We start from the raw sequence: 296 nt of genomic DNA on the forward strand, positions 1-296 counted from the left end.
CCACGACCGGACAGCGCACGGATCGCCTTGCTGCGAAGGACCACCACCTTCGCCGCGTCCTGCAACGACAGAGCACCCGCCACACACGCGGCAGCGATCTCACCCTGCGAGTGACCGATCACCGCGGCGGGCTCGACGCCGTGAGAGCGCCACACCTCGGCCAAGGACACCATCACAGCCCACAGGACCGGCTGCACCATGTCGACTTGCTCAAGCCAGGCGTCCGCGTTCGAGTCCCGCAGGATGTCGGTCAGCGACCAGTCCACGAACGGGTCGAGCGCAGCCGCACACTCGGC

At 68.2% G+C, this 296-nt stretch carries 1 protein-coding gene; it reads right to left on the minus strand.

Annotation, left to right across the window (positions count from 1 at the left end):
* The coding region (locus GTW67_RS36730; RefSeq protein ID WP_161169030.1) for an acyltransferase domain-containing protein at window positions 1-296 on the minus strand (296 nt) is incomplete at both ends.

The organism is Streptomyces sp. SID5910, assembly GCF_009862125.1.
In the GTDB taxonomy this organism is placed as follows: domain Bacteria; phylum Actinomycetota; class Actinomycetes; order Streptomycetales; family Streptomycetaceae; genus Streptomyces.